Origin of the sequence: Variovorax sp. 350MFTsu5.1 (assembly GCF_048302515.1) — a bacterium.
GTDB classification, from domain to species: domain Bacteria; phylum Pseudomonadota; class Gammaproteobacteria; order Burkholderiales; family Burkholderiaceae_C; genus Variovorax; species Variovorax guangxiensis.
Map to the genome: position 1 here is coordinate 1092404 of NZ_CP157620.1, position 15365 is coordinate 1107768.

Sequence of the window (15365 nt, forward strand, 5' to 3'; positions counted from 1 at the left end):
CATGGCGCCAAGCGAAGCGCGCCGCAGCAAGGAGCCGCCAATGATCTTCACCAGAAGCGACGAAGACACCGCAAGCCAGACCTCACCCCGCGTCGCACGCGCACTCGAAACCTATCGCAGCGTCATCGCATGCCACGAACACATCACGCGCGGCAGCGGCGTTCACTTGCTCACCGCGGCACTGATGCTGCCTTGCTACCAGGCCGAATTCCGCGATCTCGCACTCGCGATGACCCCGGAAGAAGAGCGCGAACTAAGGTACGCGCTCGATGCGATTTGCGAGACCGCAGCGTGAAGACGACTACCTTCGCAGCAAGTTTTGCCACTCCAGGTTTCATTCCGAAAGCTTGCGCGGCTTGCGGAATTACAGAGTTGGATTGAACGGGATTCCACTCGTAGCGGCAAACATCGCGAACGCCCAGACTCCGCTTCCCCGGCCGGGAAGTCATTTCATGGAAGTCATTTCTCTTGAAAGGAGTTGGCTATGGCGGAAACGCAGAAATTCACCATCCTCTCGTTCGTAGGCGGCGGCATACGAGGGCTGATGCCTGTATCGGTGCTCAATAAGCTGTACGCGAAGTACCCCCAGATCATCGACAACACCGACCTCATCGCGGGTTGTTCGACGGGTTCGATCATCACGAGCGAGCTGTTGGCGGGCAAGTCGCCTCAGGACATCATCGATCTCTTCACCTCCCAGAACGGGGAGATCGGGTTCTACCAAAAGATGAACACTGATCCGAAGCAGCCCGCGTATTCGATCGACGAGGTCTACGCCTCGCAGTTCGCGCTGCATGGCACCACGAAGGTCCAGGACATCGTCACGAAGAAGGTGCTCTTCGTCACCTTCAACGTCGGCGGGCTCGAGGTGCAGAACTCGGTGCAGACGGCCATACCGTGGCAGCCGGTCATGTACACGAACATGATCCCCGACCACGGCGACGTGGAGATCGCGAAGGCGGCCACTTCGAGCGGCGCGATGCCCGGGCAGCTGGGCTCGTTCGAAGGCAACGTCGACGGCTGCTTCTTCAACCACGACCCGACAGTCGCGGCGATCGCGCTCGCGGTGAAGGCGGGCCATGCGCTGGAAGACATCACGGCCATCACCTTCGGCACCGGCTACATGCCCGACTGGATCGCCAGCGACACCCACAACTGGGGCGCCGACCAGTGGATGAACGGCACTGCGAACCCCTTCAACAATTCGCCGCCGTTCCTCATGAACCAGGTGAAGTCGTCGCCGGTGCTCGACATGAGCCTGAACGGCACTTCGACCGAGCTCATGCCGATGCTCGCCAAGATGCTGCTGGGCGACCGCTACACCAACATCAACCCGACGCTGCCCTTCTTCGTTCCGGAGAACACGGTCTACCCGCAGGCCCTGCAGCTGCTGCAGGACAAGGGCGCCAACGCGGACACCGCGTATGCCGAAGCCCTGGTGCAGAAGTACTGGGTCGAACACGCGCTCGGCTGAGCACCATCTGCAAGCGGGCAAGAAAGAAAACGCATTCCAGGAAAGGAGAAACGACGATGTCGATCACCGCAAAAGGTGCTGCAGCGCCAGCATCCTCACCCGCGATTCCCATCGAGAAGCTGGACCTAGGTCCGTACAACATCCAGTACCTGCCCGACGGCCACTATGTGCTGGACGTGAGCGGCAACAACCCCGCCAAGGGCGCTGGCGTCATCGGCTACACGCTCAAGGTGCCGCAGGCCGGCAACCAGCAATGGCTGTTCGTTCCCTCGCCCGATGCGCCGGGCTGGTGGTACCTGCAGACGCTGATGGACACCAGGTTCGTCCTGACGCTGCAGCCCGGCTCCACGGTAGTCCCCACGCCCGTCGTGATGACGTCCGTCGACCTGGCCAATGCCGACAGGCAACTCTGGAGCCTGCTGTCCACCGAAGAGCCCGGCTACTGGTACATCCAGAGCAAGTTCGGTGCGAACAACTCGAACGCGCCGCTGGTCATCGGGCTCACCGACAACAAGGTGGAAGCCGGCGCCGTGGCCGGGCCCATCAGCTTCACCGGGTTCCGGGCACAGGCCTGGGGGTTCAGGCCCGTGGGCAACGCGGGCTGAAAGCAAGCAAGCGTGAAGGGAGCTCAGTCCCAGGCCGGCGACAGACCGGCCGGGTCCGTGAGGCGCTCATTGCGGTCGAGCGCCGCGATCTGCGCCATCTCGGCGTCAGTCAGCGTCAATTGCAACGCCTTCAGGTTGCCCTCGAGGTTCGCGCGCCTGGTGGACGACGGAATCACCGCATAGCCCAGCTGCATCGCCCACGCCAGCACCACCTGTGCGGCGGTGGCGTTGCGCGCCTTGGCAATCGCCTCGACCACCGGATCGCCCAGCACCTTGCCGTAGGCCAGCGTCATGTAAGACGTGATGTGGATGCCCGCGCTCTTCGCGAACTCCGCCACTTTGCGGTTCTGCAGGTAGGGGTGCAGCTCGATCTGGTTGGTGGCGATGTTCTGCGCGCCCACGGCCGCGATGGCTTCCTTCATCAAAGCGATGTTGAAGTTCGACACGCCGATGTGCCTGGTGAGCCCCTGCGCCTTGGCCTCGGCGAGCGCGCCCATGAACTCGGCCACCGGCACCGCGTTGCCGGGCGAGGGCCAGTGGATGAGCGTCAGGTCGACTTGGGTTGTGCGCAGCTTCGCGAGGCTTTCCTTCAGGCTGGGCACCAGCTTGTCTTTGGCGTAGTTGTCGGTCCAGATCTTGGTGGTGATGAAGAGGCTCTCGCGCGCCACGCCGCTTTCAGCGATCGCCTGGCCCACCTCGGCCTCGTTGCCGTAGATCTGCGCCGTGTCGATGGCGCGGTAGCCCACGTCGAGGCCGTTCTTCACCGAGTCGATGACCACCTGGCCCTTCAGGCGGAAGGTGCCGAGGCCGAAGGCGGGAATGGGGTTGTTGATGACGTTCGTGTTCATGGTTTTTCCTTGCGTGTTCGAAGAAAGAAAGAGGAAAGAAAGAAGTTCAGTGCCCGACCGGCACCGGCCCCGAGGCGCGCACCGGAATGCCTGCGCGGTGGTCGAGCGTTCCGCTCCATTGCGTGAGCGCCAGCGACACCAGCACCACCAGCGCGCCGATCCACGGCGTATGCATCAGCCCCAGGTGCGTCACGATCAGCCCACCGGCCCAGGCCGCGCCGGCAATGCCCAGGTTGAACGCCGCGATGTTCAGGCCCGAGGCCACGTCCACCGCCTGCGGCGTGAAGCGCTCGGCCTGCTTCACCACGTACACCTGCAGCCCCGGCACGTTGCCGAAAGCCACCGCACCCCACATCAGCACCGCCAGCAGGGCCAGCCACTTGTGCGGCGCCGCGAAGTTGAAGAGCAGCAGCACCGCGGCCAGCAGCGCGAAGATGATCTTCAGCGCCGGAATCGGGCCCTTGCGGTCGGCCAGCTTGCCGCCCCAGATGTTGCCCACCGCCACCGACACGCCGTACACCAGCATCACCCAGCCCACGGCACCGGCGCTGAAGCCAGACACTTCGGTGAGGATCGGCGCGAGGAACGTGAACGGAATGAACGAGCCGCCATAGCCGATGGCCGTCTTCGCATACACCAGCAGCAGGCGCGGCTCGGCCAGCACCTTGGCCTGCTGCGCCAGCGAGGCCGGCGGCGTGTGGCGGATGTTGCCGGGCACGAAGACCCAGCTGCCGATGAAGGCGATAACGCCCAGGGCAGACACCGCCAGGAAAGTCTCGCGCCAGCCGAAGTGCTGCCCGATGAACGTACCCAGCGGCACGCCCGTGACCAGCGCTACCGTGAGGCCCGTGAACATGATCGCGATGGCACTCGCCGCCTTTTCCTTCGGCACCAGGCCGGTGGCGATCGTCGAGCCGATGGAGAAGAACACCCCGTGCGCCAGCCCCGTGAGCACGCGGGCGGCAATCAGCGATTCATAGCTCGGCGCCTGCCACGCCAGCAGATTGCCGAGCGTGAACAGCGCCATCAGCCCGAGCAGCAGCGCCTTGCGCGGCAGCTTGCCCGTGAGCGCGGTGAGCACCGGCGCGCCGATGGCGACGCCCAGTGCATAGAGGCTGACCAGCAGGCCGGCGGAGGGGAGGCCGATGTGGAGGTCGGCAGCGACTGTGGGGATGAGGCCAACGATGACGAACTCGGTCGTTCCGATGGCGAAGGCGCTGAGGGTTAGCGCCAGTAGGGCGATGGGCATGAGGGCACTCCTGAGGGGATGTGGAGGAGTGTCTTGCGGTTACCTTTGCGGATAAATGGGGTTCTGGGAAGAAGATATTTGACGTCGAGTCAATGAGGGAGCGTCGGCTTTGCTGGCGCTCACCCGGATCGGGAGTGGCAAGGCACCGTCGGTCGGCTTGGAGTGCGTCGATATACTGCCTCGTCGCGCAAAAAAAGCGCGATCGGGTTTGGAAGCCCGTCGAAACTCTGCGACGAAAGCCGCAGGCATGAACTGCACCGCACAGGTCTGCGGCTTTTTCGTTCGCATGCCACCTTTTGGCGGCTCGAACGGGAGGGCGCGAGCCCTGCCGGTTTCTTGCAAGAGTTTCCCGGTCTTCCAACCCGTTCGAGCTGCCGCCCTCGTTTGGAAGCGGGTGCGGCGGTTGTAGCAAACCGAAATTCTTGGAGGCCTCTCATGGCTCAAGCTGCTCCCGCATCAGCGCAATCCTGCGCTTGTCCCGCATCCCCCAACCTCGACGACCTCGCCCTGCAAGCCTGCGACGACGCCGACAACCTCAACGACGTGATACGCGCCTACGCCGCGCTCAGGAAGCTCGTCGACACGAGCGCCCTGAACGACAGCGAGGAGCTCACCCCCAGCCGCACCGAACTGAGCGCCTTGCTCGGTGTGCTCAACGACGCGCTGACGGCGCGCATCGACGCCATCAACCTCGCGGCCGGCGCGGTGCGCGAAGCACTGCAAGGGCGCAAGCCGGGCCTCGCGTGAGGTAGTCGGCAGCGAAGAGTCCGTTGTTCATTCGTGCAGCCGGTCTGGCCGGCTGATCGTCTCCGCTCGGACTGGGCGGTGAAGCTTGGACGTGCAAGGGCTCTTCGAAGTTGTTCCTCAGTGCTGCGCCGGCGGCCGCGGCCGCTAAGCGCCGTGGATCATCAGCATGACCCAGAAGGTCACCCACAGTGCGCCGGCTCCAATCAGATACATCCCCAGCAGAAAAGCAGCCAGATAGCCAATGCGTCGCCAGATTCGAGGGGTGCTCGGAACGAAGTGCCAATAGATCCAGGCCGCCCATACAAAAAGGATAGCGGCGGTGACCGGAACGATGTTCTCGAAGAGTGGCTGGAATTTGCGCTCGTCCAGCGCCCCAACAGCCACGAACATTGCCGGCATCGCGAGGAACCACGCCAGCACGTTGAAAAGAAGACGTGCCCAGACCTTGATCATCGAATTGCTTCTCCCTTTAAGAAATGCTCCGGCACTGGTGTGTCCCGGCTCGGAGCTTGATGCGGAGGCGTTGAGATCGAGAGCGCGCAGCCTGTGCTGCTTCAAATACGCAACGCTCACTGCTGCTGGGGCGATGCTGCGGGGCCTTCAATCCACTTGCAGCATGAGCGTGTCTTGGCGCAAGCTGGTTGAACCGTGGCTTGCAGCCTGTCCAGGCGCTCCAGCCGTCTTGTCGGCGGGCTTTCGAGTTCATCGACATGGGTTTCCACTTCGAAAGAAGTCCCGTCGCTGAGCGTCTTCAGAAGGCCGGCGATTTCGGCAAGGCGGAGATGTGCCTTTCTCGACGAATCGGCATCGCCCTTGATCGCGAACGCAAGGATGTCGGCGCGGTATATGCCGTGTGTCGCTCGGCGTGTGTCCTTCTGCTCGATGAGCCAGTTTGTCAGAGAGATGACCTGTTCCGACCCGAGGCGCGTGCTGGTCGGCGGGAACTGCACTTCGCGTTCGAGCCCACCAAAAGAACATGCGATGGCCCCATTGAAGGCGACAGTGCAGACGAGGGCGACGCCCGCACACAACCATCTTCCGCGAGGCAGCGTGGACTCGAATTGCTCTTTCATCTTTGCGAGGCCGGTGGTTTGTAGAGAGGGTCCCCCTCTTGGCACGGGCATTCGTGCGGGCAGGCCGGAAGGAAATCGATATCGACGCGCTTCACCAGGTCGCTTCCCTCTGGGGCCGGGATAGCGGCGACATACCCTTTGGTGGGCAAGTCGACTTCGCGCACGTCGAATTGCAAGCCTTCCCTGAGGACTCTTGCGACGTTCCTGGCGCGTTTCACCCCTAGATTGCTCGCGTCGTGCTCGCCGAATGCCGCTTGCGTTGAAAGAAAAAGCGACTCGCGATTCGGATACTGCAATCGGAGCATCGCCGTCCAATTGGCGAGCTTGAGAACCTCCTTGGCCGGAACGGTCGCTGAGTTCCGCTCGAACACGACGCCGATGCTTCTGCTCGGGCTGCAAGCCCATGCGGCTGGCGCGAGCAGAAGAGCAAGAGATGCAAGAAGGTATCTCGGAAAAGTTGGCCAGCAGCCTTTCATTTCAACGCCTCGGCTCGACGCCGTGCTCGATGTGTCGGCAGGTCGGCCTGCACTCGCATCAACGCTCCAAACCATCGGGTTGGCCGGGATTGCAGCCCGGCAGTTTCGAGGTCCTCAGGTTCGGATATAGCTGTATGGCAGCGAAGTCGTTGACCACAAGGCCTGCATCTTTTCTCTCTCGGTAGCTATGCGCAAACTGCTCGACTTCGATGGGCACGGGAAAGAGACCTTTCAACGCCTGTGTCGTGTTGTCGGCTCGCATTCTTGCGAGGCGCATTGCATCCTCCGAGGTTCTGCTTGGCACCTTGACCGTCGCACCTGCTTCTACGCCGGCGCTCTCGTAGATTCCGTACATCGCGTCGGCACGACCGACCCACTCCGCCAACCGCTTGAGTTGGGCGCGATCGAGCTCAGCAGAGCCATCGGCAAAGGCCAAGGTGATCTGAATGATTCGCTGGCATGCAGCGACGTGGCTGCTGGCCGCGAGCAGAGTCAGTGTCAGCAGCCACCTAGCTCGCATAGAAAACCTCACTCCACACAACATAGCCGGCAATGCTGTCCGCGTTTGTCTTCATTCCTGCTGGGTCCGTTCTTGCTGCCGCACGTGATTGACTCAGGTGATAAAGCTTGTCGAAGCTGCTGAAAGTGTCGTCGAAGTGGGTTACTTCATGGATGAGCGTCGAGAGCTGCGAATCATGGGTCGCGGAAAGGTCTCGCAGATCGCAAAACGGGACATTGATTGCGATCGTCCGCGTTGCGAGGTCCGGCTTGCAGACCATCGCGACCGTCTCATTGTCGTAGGGGGGAACGATACAGCGGAGCCCTTTCCCTTCAGGTGTAAGGCGAATGAAGTTCTTGCAGTTCATCCCCCTCAGGACGGATTCGCACGAGGCCAAGCCTTTCTGCAGGTATTCGCGCATCGATTGGTCCGAAATACCAAACCACTCTTCCACCCTCGACATATCGTTCGCATTCCAGCGCGCCAACTCGGGAAGACGCTTCTCCGCAATGAGAAGAATGGCCTTGTCTCGCAATTCCAGCATCTTTTCGCAGAACTGCTTGTTGGTCATGTTCGGGCAGATGTTCTCAGTCTGTTCGGCTTCGCGCGGATGCTTCACGGCAGAGTCGACCACCTTTTTGCTAGCTGCGACGGTCTCGCGGTCCCCGGAAAACCATCCGCAAGAAGTAGTCAGGTTGGCGCTGAAAACTCTGTGCGCCATGCTCGAGCCGTCGTCGTAATCCACTGAATGTTGCAGCGAAGCCAGGAGTGGCTGCGGTACCGGGCAGTGGCACACCACCACATCCCCCTCCAGCGCTATCTCCGATATGAAATGCGGCCGCCGCGGCCCTCCCGCCTTGGCGATGATGCCCACACTGTTGCATCCTTCGCAGTAGGCCCTGCCACCGATCAGCGCGGGCCGATGCCCGAAGAAATCGACCATCGGGCCGTCGTAGGGCAGCACCCTCCCGCCTGCGGCCGGCGGATCGCCGGCCAATACAACTTTGCGCATCATCCTGAAACCTCCCTTGTCGAGTCGGGGAGTTGTAGAGCGATGCGCGTGTTGACACTGTGGACCAACGTCAACCGGCTACAAGTTCTTCACGCTGGCTGGAGTTTTCGGTTCTTTTGAAGAGAAACGCGGCACGCGTTGCGGGCGATCCGGGCCTTGTCTCAGCGCGCGGGTGTCTGGGTTTCCACTGGAGAGGTGTCAATCGCCTCCACGGGCAGCGGCCCGGTGAAGATCCGCTGGAGGCGCTGGCCCGTCCACAGGTAGTAGAACTTGCCCTGCAGGGGCTTCTCGTTGAAGCTGCCGGAGATGATCAGCAGCCGGCTGTCGAGCCGGAAATCCACGCGCTCATCGTCGTTGCCCATGGCGCCCGCGATCGCATCGACGCCGGGAAGGGTGTAGGCCTGGCCCGTGTTCTGATCGAGCACCGCGAAGTTGCGGCAATCGGTGCCGCATCCCCAGCTCGCCACCCGCAGATGGCCGGCGAAGTTGGGCGGCTCCTTGTAGGCGTTGTGGATCACGGTGGTGTAGCGCCGGGCCGTTCGGGTTGTCAGCCGCAGCGGCGGGTGCGGGCCTGCGCGGGGCTGATCTCGCGCGGTGATCGGGTAGTCGGTGAATTTCGGCGGGGCCTTGGGCGTGGCAGCCGTGGCGGCCGGGCACAGCAGTGCCAATGAGAGCGCGAAGGCAACCGCCAGTGCTTGTGGAAGCGCGAGCCGGCTGGCGCGCCGGGTTTCTCGAATCGTCGGGGTCATGGGGGCCTTTGCGAAATGCCGGCACGCAAGGAATGCGGCCCGAAAGAACCGCGTGCGGAGGCGTTCGATTCTCCACTTTGGGCGGCTGTCCCGAGCAAGCCACGTTCATGAGGTGGCCGACTTGCCTGGCTGCCCGATATCGCGATCTTTCATCTCCCCCAGCATCCATTCCCGAAACGCCACCACCCGCGCGTCCTCGCCGCTCTCCTGCGGATATACCAGGTAGTACGCATAAGGCTGCTCCATGCGCACGCCGATGTCGAACAGCCGCACGAGCCGCCCCTGCGCCAGGTCGCCCGCGATCAGGTCCAGGTCTGCCAGCCCCACGGCGCCGCCTTCGAGCACGGCCTGCACCACGAAGCTCGAATCGGTGAAGCCCACGAAGCGGCTGTCGTCGATGTCCTTGTCGTCCACGCCGGCCGCGGCCATCCACATGCGCCAGTCGGGCCAGGTCATGGTGTCGGTCTTCCAGTCGACATGGCAGAGCGTGAGGTCGTGGCGCAGCAGGTCGCGCGGCTCGTTCAAAGGCGGACCGTTCTCGATGAGCCTGGGGCTGCACACGGGCACGATGAGGGTATCGAAGAGCCGGTCGGCGTGCGCGCCTTCATAGCTGCCGGTGCCGAAGCGGATGGCAATGTCGATGTCGTCGGCCTCGAAGTCGCGCAGTTCGTCGGTGATGTCGAAGCTCAGCTCCAGCCCCGGGTTCGTGGCCCTGAACTTCGGCAGCCTCGGCAGCAGCCAGTTGGTGGCGAAGCGCGCGCTCAGCGACACGCGCAGTTGCGCCGCGCTGCGCGTGAGCTTGCGCGCGCGGCCCGCGGCGCGGTGCAGGTTGTCGAGCGCGTCGGCAGTCGCCTCGAACATCACGGCGCCAGCGGGCGTGAGCTGGATGCTGCGGCTGGTTCGCGTGAAGAGCACCACGCCGATCTGGTCTTCGATTTCCTTGATCTGGTAGCTCACGGCCGCGGGCGTGAGGCCCAGTTCGTCGGCCGCGCGCGTGAAGTTGCGGTGCCGCGCGGCCGCCTCGAAGGTGCGCAGGGCGCGCGTGCCGGGGAGCATGCGGTTCGTGCTGGTGGCGCTGTTGCTGGTCATGGTGATGGTGGTTTCGTGCCGATCGGCCGGTCGATCGATCTTCAAGCCTTGTTTGATGCTTCGTTGAGAACTACTCGTTTCCCAAGCCGCGAGCGGCACGGGAGGATCAGGCGAATCAACCGAATGAAGAAGCGAGTGAATGAACGATGTCTGCCAGCCTGAACAACCCAAGTGGCGCGAGCACTGCTGAAGGCGCTGCTGCCACCGCCGACAACCACGACCCCTTGCATTGGCCCGCGCGCATGTGGATCGCGCTGCTCATCTTCAGCGGCGTGATTCTGCTCGACGGGCTCGATATCTCGATGATCGCGGTGGCAATCCCCGAGATCCAGCAGGCCTTCGGCATCGGCGCTGCCACGGCGCAGTGGCTGGTCAGCGCGTACATCCTGGCCTTCGGCGGCTTTCTGCTGCTGGGCGGGCGCTGCGCCGACCTGTTCGGCCGCAGGCGCGTACTGGTGGCTGGGCTGGCGGTGTTCGCGCTGGTGTCGGTGGGCGGCGCCTTCGCCACCGACGCGGGGCTGCTGATCGTCTCGCGCTTTGTCAAAGGCATGGCCGCGGGCTTCACCGGGCCGGCTGCGATGTCTCTGCTGGCCACCACCTTTGCCGAAGGGCCGGCGCGCAACAAGGCATTCGGCATCTTCAACCTGTTCGAGGCCTCGGGCTACTCGTCGGGCCTGCTCATCGGCGGGCTGCTGGCTGCGCTGAACTGGCGCTACATCTTCGTGCTGCCCATTCCCGTCGCGCTGCTGCTGATGATCGCCGCGCTGCGCTGCCTGCCGCCCGACGCGCCGAGCGCCGGCAACAAGAGCCGGCCGAAGCTCGACATCGGCGGCGCCGTCACGCTGGTGGCGGGCATGCTGCTGCTGGTGTTCACCGTGGTGTCGGCGGAAGAGGCGGGCTGGGCTTCGGCGCGCACCATCGGCGGCTTCGTGGTGGCGCTGGCGTTGCTGGCTGCGTTCATCGTCATCGAGCGCATGGTGAAGGAGCCGCTGGTGCGGCTGGGCATCTTCCGCAACCGCGAACTGGTGGCGGCCAACATCAGCGCCGCGCTGCTTTACGGCGGCGCCATGGGCTTCCAGTTTCTCGTCGCGCTTTACTTGCAGAACATCCAGGGCTGGAAGCCATGGCAGATGGCACTCGTACTGCTGCCGGCCGGCCTGATGGTGGTGCTCGTCGGCCCGAAGATCGGCGCGCTCATCAGCCGCTTCGGCGTCAGGCGCGTGCTGCTGGTGGGGCTCTCGGCTTTCGTGCCGTGTTACTTGCTGATGCTGCGCATCGGCCCCGAGCCCGACCTGTGGGGCGTGCTGCTGCCCGCATCGGTGCTGTGGGGCGTGGGTTTCGCGCTGAGCATCTCGGCGCTGATGGTGGCGGGGACGAACGGCGTGGCCGATGAGGAGCAGGGACTGGCCGCGGGGCTGCTGAACAGTTCGCTGCAGGTGGGTGGGGCTTGCGGGTTGGCGGTGCTGACTGCGGCGATTGCGCCTGGGACGGAGTTGGGGATGCTCTATTCGGGTGTGTGGGTGATTCTTGGATTTGCTGTGTTGACGTTGGTGGCGCAGGGGGTGAGGGCAGGTCGGCGGTAGCGGGTTGCTCGGCGCCGCAGCGCAGGCTCTGCGGCGCCTCTTCTCGGCGTCACAGCCCGTAGACGGCGACGATGGTCAGGAAAGTCAGCCAAAGGCCTGCGGCACCCAGCAGAGTCATCATGGCGAAGAAAGCCACGAGGTATCCGATGCGGTGGGATAGGCCGGACGCAGATGGAACGAACTTCACATAGATGAAGACGGCCCACAGCAGCAGCGCAGAAACTCCCATCGCCACGACCGACTCCGACATCGCCAGGATTCGCTGCTCGTCCAGGTAGCGCATGCCGAGGCTGAGCAGGGGCATCGCCACGGTCCACGTCAGCATGTTCAGTGGTAGCCACCAGCGTGCGCTCATCGGATCGCCTCGCCCTTGTAATAGTGGCCAGGCATGGGGTTCTCCCAACCTGGGGTCTGATATCCAGGCGCCGACACCATGGGCACGTAACCCATCACGCTCCGCAGCAGGCCTGCAACACAGGAGCTGCTGTTGTATTCGCCGGGACGCATGACGGAACCTCGAACGTTCTTCGGAATGGAGTATGGAGACACGTAGCTCCCTGTGATTGACCTGCGCTCCAACGACGCTGCTGCATGAACAGATGTTTCGACGCAACTTCGTTCCCGGCGGTCCGGCCACCGAAGAGTCGCGCTCGGCCCAAGAGGTGTACCCGCCAGCGATCGAAACCACTGTTGTCTATCGTCAATCGACCGTTCGTATTTCACGGCCCGGCTCGCATTCGATCCGGGCGGCTTACCCCCATGAAGAAAAGGTGAAATCCGGCGCGCTGCATCCGATCCGCCGCGCGGTACGTACAGCCTCCAGCAGCGAGGAGCTGCTGCTGTCCGCCCATCTACCGACAACCAGGAGAACCTTCATGCACACCACCCGTCTCGTCGCCGCGCTCGGCGTCGCCCCGGCCATTGCCTTGCTCGCCGCATGCGGCTCGATGCCCTCGGGCTCGATGGCCCCCGCCTTCAACCAGTCCACGCTCCCGCCGACCATCCAGGTCCCCGCCGGCAACAAGGTCGCCATGGAAACCGTGGGCAAGGGCGACATCACCTACGAGTGCCGCGACAAGGCGAACGCGCCCGGGCAGACCGAGTGGGTGTTCGTCGGCCCCGACGCCAAGCTGTGGGATCGCGGCGGCAAGCAGGTCGGCAAGTACTACGGCCCGCCGGCCACGTGGGAGTCGAACGACGGCTCCAAGCTCACGGCAACGCAGCTGGCGGTGGCGCCCTCGGGGCCGACGAGCCTGCCGTTCCAGTTGGTCAAGGCCAATCCGGCGGTCGGCAGCGGTGCGATGACGGGCGTGACCTACATCCAGCGCGTGGCGCTGCAAGGCGGCGTGGCACCGGCGGCGGTGCCTTGCACGCCGGCCACCAAGGGACAGAAGCAGGTCGTGAAGTACCAGGCGGACTACATCTTCTGGAAGGCGTCTTGAGGAGCCGAAGCGCGAAACCTGCCTTCCAGATTTCGCGTCGAAGAACTCGCTCATCGGCAAGGAAGGCGTTGACACTGTGGACCAGTGTCAATTGGTCAGAAATTTTTCACGTCAACTGCGGTTTTGCTCTTGGCGTAGCAAAGCGCATGCGATTGAGCAGTGCTTTCGGCAGGTGACGCACGCACGTCTCGCCTACAGTGCTGCCGATGAATCGCCGCACCGAGATTTCGACCGACTACGTCACATTCATCAGTGAGTTGAAAGCGCGCGTAGCCGCCGCGCGCCTGTCGGCTGCGCGTGCGGTGAACCGGGAGCTGATCGCGCTGTATTGGGATATCGGCAAGGCCATCGTCGAGCAGCAACGGACTCGGGGCTGGGGGCAGTCGGTGGTAGAGCAGATTGCCCGGGACTTGCGTGCATCGTTCCCGGGCTCCCAAGGCTTTTCCGCGCGGAACGTCTGGGACATGCGGCGGTTGTACGAGGAATACACGAGCCCGGAAATTCTGCGACAGCTTGTCGCAGAAAGCGGCAAGCGCCCGCCGAGACAGTCTGCTGCGGCGCAGTTTCCAGATTGGGCTGAAGAGCTTCTGCGACGGCTTGTCGCAGAAATTCCATGGGGCCATCACTTGCTGTTGCTGAGCAAGCTGGGAGTTGCGGCGCAGCGACTCTTCTACTTGCGGGCGATCGCCGCGTTGGGCTGGAGTCGCAACGTGCTGCTCAACCAGATCAAGGCTCAGGCGTACGAACGCTCGCTCGCCGACCGGAAGAGCCACAACTTCTCGCTTTCGCTGCCGGGCCACTTGGCGGAGCAGGCCGAAGAAGCATTGAAGAGCAGCTACAACCTCGAATTCCTGGGCATCAGGCGAGCTGTTAAAGAGCGCGAACTCGAGAGTCAACTGATCGACAAGTTGCGCGATTTCATTCTCGAATTGGGCTATGGCTTCTGCTTCATCGGACGCCAGCATCGACTGACCCTCGGACGCAACGAGTACTTCATCGACCTGCTTTTCTATCACCGCTTCCTGAAATCGCTCGTTGCCGTCGAACTGAAGATGGGCAGGTTCGAACCGGAATACGCAGGCAAGATGGACTTCTATCTGAACCTGCTCAATGAGAAGGAGCGTGCGCCGGACGATGCTCCTTCCATCGGGATCATCCTGTGTGCAGAAAAGGATGGCCTGGAGGTGGAGTTCGCGCTCAAGAGCAAGTCGAACCCGATCGGGGTGGCCGAATACCAATTGCAGGGCAAGTTGCCGACGGAGATGAAAGGCAAACTCCCCTCGCCACGGCAATTGCAGGACGTCGTCCGCGCCGTCAAGATCCGCTAGCAGCAGTCTTCCGCCTGTTTGCGACGGCGGCGGCAAGGCCGATGCCTCCCACCACCAAGCACAGCGCAAGGATCACCCCACGCGCATGCACCGAATCCGCAAGAGCCCCTACCACCAGCCCCGCCAGCGGCTGCGTCAGGTTGTTCAGCAGCACGATCACCCCGGTGGTCTTGCCGTAGTCCTGCGCCGGAATGATCCGCTGCCTGTGGATGCGGATGTAGATGCTGAACATCTTGTCGAACCCGACCACGAGTAAAAAGCCGGCCGCATAGCCCCAGTGGCTGGTGCTCGCGGCGGTGAGCAGGCCGCCGCCGAAGATCAGCGCGTACGCGGTGGCGCCCATGCGCTTGAGCGGAATCGAGCCGCGGATGATCGCCAGCAGGATCGCGATGCTGGCCACGGCCCCCAGGGTCTGCAGCGTCGCGTAGTAGGTGGCCGAGCGCTGGTGCAGCCCGGTGACCATCGCGGCGGACGAGGCGAGGGTGGTGCCGAGCATCAGGTTCACGCCCGAGGTGAGCATGGTCAGCCGCAGCAGGCCCGGCAGTCGCAGCACGTGGCCGAGCGCGGTCGCGATGGGGCGCAGGATGTGGCCCGCCTCGCCTTGCGGTTCGTGCAGCTGCATGGGGTTGCCGCGGCGCCAGTACGAAGTCGCGACGTCGGCCAACAGGAAGAAACCGGCCGCCGCGCCGACCACCGCTTGCCATGGCCACAGCGCGAACAGCGCCGCGGCCACCAGCGGGCCGAGCACGGTGCCGGTCTGCTCGGCGGTCTGGGCATACGCCAGCACCTTGTCGAAGCGGTTACCGTTGGCGATCTGCGGCAGGATCACTTCGCGCGCCATCACGCCCTGGGTGGTGAGCACGCCGCACACCGCCGAGAGGCCCACCAGCCAGCCGATGCCGCCCATGGCCTCGTTGGCCAGCACGCCGAGCACGCAGACCAGCGCGCGAAGAATCTGGCTGCCGCGCAGCAGCTTGAGCGGCGACACCCTGTCGCACAGCGCGCCGCAGATCGGGAACGACAGGAACCGCGGCAGCGTCTCCGCCGCGAAGGCATAACCCGACCACGCCACGTCCTGCGTCACCTGGAACACGACCAGCGGCACGAGGAACAGCAGGATCTGGTCGGCGAGCCTGGAGAGGAACAGCGAGAAGAGAAAGGCCGGGAACTTCATCGCTTCGCCGCTGCCTG

18 protein-coding genes are annotated in these 15365 nt (G+C 63.7%); 7 read left to right on the forward strand and 11 right to left on the reverse strand.

Going from position 1 to position 15365, the window contains the following annotated elements; genetic code table 11:
- Window positions 1-40 precede the first annotated feature (40 nt).
- The 3 genes from ABL843_RS04705 to ABL843_RS04715 all read left to right on the forward strand — a co-directional run bounded on the left by ABL843_RS04705 (window position 41) and on the right by ABL843_RS04715 (window position 2079).
- A complete protein-coding gene (locus ABL843_RS04705; protein ID WP_418119152.1) occupies window positions 41-295 on the forward strand; it encodes a hypothetical protein in 255 nt (84 codons plus the stop codon).
- 189 nt (window positions 296-484) lie between these two features.
- Window positions 485-1474, forward strand: coding sequence for a patatin-like phospholipase family protein (locus ABL843_RS04710; RefSeq protein ID WP_126021456.1), 990 nt, complete (start codon window positions 485-487; stop codon window positions 1472-1474).
- Window positions 1475-1530: 56 nt separating this feature from the next.
- On the forward strand, window positions 1531-2079 hold the full coding sequence (locus ABL843_RS04715) for an RICIN domain-containing protein (protein ID WP_369659623.1): 549 nt from the start codon (window positions 1531-1533) through the stop codon (window positions 2077-2079).
- A gap of 23 nt (window positions 2080-2102) precedes the next feature.
- On the opposite strand, the gene dkgB is transcribed toward ABL843_RS04715, so the two are convergent.
- On the reverse strand, window positions 2103-2927 hold the full coding sequence (gene dkgB / locus ABL843_RS04720; RefSeq protein WP_369659622.1) for a 2,5-didehydrogluconate reductase DkgB: 825 nt from the start codon (window positions 2925-2927) through the stop codon (window positions 2103-2105).
- A gap of 46 nt (window positions 2928-2973) precedes the next feature.
- Window positions 2974-4176: an MFS transporter gene (locus ABL843_RS04725; protein ID WP_369659621.1), complete on the reverse strand. Its 1203-nt coding sequence runs from the start codon at window positions 4174-4176 to the stop codon at window positions 2974-2976.
- 435 nt (window positions 4177-4611) lie between these two features.
- Here ABL843_RS04725 and ABL843_RS04730 point away from each other — a divergent pair, with 435 nt between their 5' ends.
- Complete coding sequence (locus ABL843_RS04730; RefSeq protein WP_418119153.1) at window positions 4612-4923, forward strand: hypothetical protein; 312 nt, start codon at window positions 4612-4614, stop codon at window positions 4921-4923.
- 144 nt (window positions 4924-5067) lie between these two features.
- Here ABL843_RS04730 and ABL843_RS04735 read toward each other — a convergent pair whose 3' ends face one another.
- From ABL843_RS04735 to ABL843_RS04765, 7 genes are all read right to left on the reverse strand, one after another.
- The gene (locus ABL843_RS04735) at window positions 5068-5376 is read right to left on the reverse strand and encodes a hypothetical protein (protein ID WP_369659620.1); all 309 of its coding nucleotides are present in this window, start codon (window positions 5374-5376) and stop codon (window positions 5068-5070) included.
- 116 nt (window positions 5377-5492) lie between these two features.
- Complete coding sequence (locus ABL843_RS04740; RefSeq protein WP_369659619.1) at window positions 5493-5996, reverse strand: hypothetical protein; 504 nt, start codon at window positions 5994-5996, stop codon at window positions 5493-5495.
- Window positions 5993-6367 carry a hypothetical protein gene (locus ABL843_RS04745; protein WP_369659618.1) on the reverse strand — a complete coding sequence of 125 codons (375 nt, stop codon included), beginning with the start codon at window positions 6365-6367 and terminating at the stop codon, window positions 5993-5995. The genes ABL843_RS04740 and ABL843_RS04745 overlap by 4 nt, the downstream gene beginning before the upstream one ends.
- A gap of 163 nt (window positions 6368-6530) precedes the next feature.
- Window positions 6531-6908 (reverse strand): hypothetical protein, encoded by a 378-nt coding sequence (locus ABL843_RS04750; protein ID WP_418119154.1) that lies wholly within the window; start codon window positions 6906-6908, stop codon window positions 6531-6533.
- A 73-nt stretch (window positions 6909-6981) separates the two neighbouring features.
- Window positions 6982-7986: a M35 family metallo-endopeptidase gene (locus tag ABL843_RS04755; RefSeq protein ID WP_369659616.1), complete on the reverse strand. Its 1005-nt coding sequence runs from the start codon at window positions 7984-7986 to the stop codon at window positions 6982-6984.
- A gap of 158 nt (window positions 7987-8144) precedes the next feature.
- Window positions 8145-8732, reverse strand: a complete 588-nt coding sequence (locus tag ABL843_RS04760; protein ID WP_369659615.1) for a hypothetical protein — start codon at window positions 8730-8732, stop codon at window positions 8145-8147.
- 105 nt (window positions 8733-8837) lie between these two features.
- Entirely contained in the window at window positions 8838-9821 is a 984-nt protein-coding gene (locus ABL843_RS04765; RefSeq protein ID WP_369659614.1) for a LysR substrate-binding domain-containing protein, read from the reverse strand.
- A 146-nt stretch (window positions 9822-9967) separates the two neighbouring features.
- Between ABL843_RS04765 and ABL843_RS04770 the strand changes: the two genes are divergently transcribed.
- The gene (locus tag ABL843_RS04770; protein ID WP_418119155.1) at window positions 9968-11404 is read left to right on the forward strand and encodes an MFS transporter; all 1437 of its coding nucleotides are present in this window, start codon (window positions 9968-9970) and stop codon (window positions 11402-11404) included.
- A 49-nt stretch (window positions 11405-11453) separates the two neighbouring features.
- Here ABL843_RS04770 and ABL843_RS04775 read toward each other — a convergent pair whose 3' ends face one another.
- On the reverse strand, window positions 11454-11759 hold the full coding sequence (locus tag ABL843_RS04775) for a hypothetical protein (protein WP_418119156.1): 306 nt from the start codon (window positions 11757-11759) through the stop codon (window positions 11454-11456).
- A 520-nt stretch (window positions 11760-12279) separates the two neighbouring features.
- Between ABL843_RS04775 and ABL843_RS04780 the strand changes: the two genes are divergently transcribed.
- Together ABL843_RS04780 and ABL843_RS04785 are read left to right on the forward strand one after the other, a co-directional pair.
- Complete coding sequence (locus ABL843_RS04780; RefSeq protein WP_369659611.1) at window positions 12280-12846, forward strand: DUF3455 domain-containing protein; 567 nt, start codon at window positions 12280-12282, stop codon at window positions 12844-12846.
- Window positions 12847-13052: 206 nt separating this feature from the next.
- Complete coding sequence (locus tag ABL843_RS04785) at window positions 13053-14174, forward strand: PDDEXK nuclease domain-containing protein (protein ID WP_369659610.1); 1122 nt, start codon at window positions 13053-13055, stop codon at window positions 14172-14174.
- Here ABL843_RS04785 and ABL843_RS04790 read toward each other — a convergent pair.
- Entirely contained in the window at window positions 14161-15348 is a 1188-nt protein-coding gene (locus ABL843_RS04790; protein ID WP_418119157.1) for an MFS transporter, read from the reverse strand. The genes ABL843_RS04785 and ABL843_RS04790 overlap by 14 nt on opposite strands.
- Window positions 15349-15365 lie beyond the last annotated feature (17 nt).

Excerpts from the sequence above, each read along its gene's own strand:
- ABL843_RS04775 (WP_418119156.1), bottom strand. The coding sequence starts at position 11,759 with ATGAGCGCACGCTGGTGGCTACCACTGAACATGCTGACGTGGACCGTG.
- ABL843_RS04735 (WP_369659620.1), bottom strand. The coding sequence starts at position 5,376 with ATGATCAAGGTCTGGGCACGTCTTCTTTTCAACGTGCTGGCGTGGTTC.
- ABL843_RS04780 (WP_369659611.1), top strand. The coding sequence starts at position 12,280 with ATGCACACCACCCGTCTCGTCGCCGCGCTCGGCGTCGCCCCGGCCATT.
- ABL843_RS04770 (WP_418119155.1), top strand. The coding sequence starts at position 9,968 with ATGTCTGCCAGCCTGAACAACCCAAGTGGCGCGAGCACTGCTGAAGGC.
- ABL843_RS04705 (WP_418119152.1), top strand. The coding sequence starts at position 41 with ATGATCTTCACCAGAAGCGACGAAGACACCGCAAGCCAGACCTCACCC.
- ABL843_RS04715 (WP_369659623.1), top strand. The coding sequence starts at position 1,531 with ATGTCGATCACCGCAAAAGGTGCTGCAGCGCCAGCATCCTCACCCGCG.
- ABL843_RS04740 (WP_369659619.1), bottom strand. The coding sequence starts at position 5,996 with ATGAAAGAGCAATTCGAGTCCACGCTGCCTCGCGGAAGATGGTTGTGT.
- ABL843_RS04760 (WP_369659615.1), bottom strand. The coding sequence starts at position 8,732 with ATGACCCCGACGATTCGAGAAACCCGGCGCGCCAGCCGGCTCGCGCTT.
- ABL843_RS04790 (WP_418119157.1), bottom strand. The coding sequence starts at position 15,348 with ATGAAGTTCCCGGCCTTTCTCTTCTCGCTGTTCCTCTCCAGGCTCGCC.
- ABL843_RS04725 (WP_369659621.1), bottom strand. The coding sequence starts at position 4,176 with ATGCCCATCGCCCTACTGGCGCTAACCCTCAGCGCCTTCGCCATCGGA.
- ABL843_RS04765 (WP_369659614.1), bottom strand. The coding sequence starts at position 9,821 with ATGACCAGCAACAGCGCCACCAGCACGAACCGCATGCTCCCCGGCACG.
- ABL843_RS04710 (WP_126021456.1), top strand. The coding sequence starts at position 485 with ATGGCGGAAACGCAGAAATTCACCATCCTCTCGTTCGTAGGCGGCGGC.
- ABL843_RS04730 (WP_418119153.1), top strand. The coding sequence starts at position 4,612 with ATGGCTCAAGCTGCTCCCGCATCAGCGCAATCCTGCGCTTGTCCCGCA.
- ABL843_RS04785 (WP_369659610.1), top strand. The coding sequence starts at position 13,053 with ATGAATCGCCGCACCGAGATTTCGACCGACTACGTCACATTCATCAGT.
- dkgB (WP_369659622.1), bottom strand. The coding sequence starts at position 2,927 with ATGAACACGAACGTCATCAACAACCCCATTCCCGCCTTCGGCCTCGGC.
- ABL843_RS04755 (WP_369659616.1), bottom strand. The coding sequence starts at position 7,986 with ATGATGCGCAAAGTTGTATTGGCCGGCGATCCGCCGGCCGCAGGCGGG.